This window comes from Frondihabitans sp. VKM Ac-2883, from assembly GCF_015350875.1.
In the GTDB taxonomy this organism is placed as follows: domain Bacteria; phylum Actinomycetota; class Actinomycetes; order Actinomycetales; family Microbacteriaceae; genus Frondihabitans.
The window spans coordinates 1-447 of sequence record NZ_JADKSF010000024.1; the positions used below are offsets into that span (position 1 = coordinate 1).

Genomic DNA, 447 nt, shown 5'->3' on the forward strand with positions numbered 1-447 from the left:
GCGGGTCTTAGAAGACGAGGAGGCCGTCGGTTTTGGTGGTCGCGGCGGTGTAGCGGGCCTGGACGTTCTCCCACGAGACGATGTTCCAGAACGCTTTGACGTAGTCGGCGCGGACGTTCTGGTAGTCGAGGTAGTAGGCGTGCTCCCACACGTCGAGCATCAGCAGCGGCACGAGGCCGAAGGGCACGTTGCCCTGCTGGTCGAACAGCTGGAAGATGCTGAGCTTCTGGCCGAGGATGTCGTACGCGAGCACCGACCAGCCGGAGCCCTGGACGCCGAGGGCGGTCGCGGTGAAGTGGGCGGTGAACTTGTCGAACGACCCGAACTGGTCGTCGATCGCGGTGGCGAGGTCGCCGGTGGGCTTGTCGCCGCCGTCGGGCGACATGTTGGTCCAGAAGATCGAGTGGTTGACGTGGCCGCCGAGGTTGAACGCGAGGTCTTTCTCGA

Annotated in this window: 1 protein-coding gene; it reads right to left on the reverse strand. The window is 64.7% G+C overall.

Annotated features, from left to right (window positions below):
* Nucleotides 1-7 precede the first annotated feature (7 nt).
* Nucleotides 8-447 (reverse strand): superoxide dismutase (locus tag ITJ49_RS17425; RefSeq protein WP_194606805.1); only part of this gene is annotated, 440 nt, incomplete at its 5' end.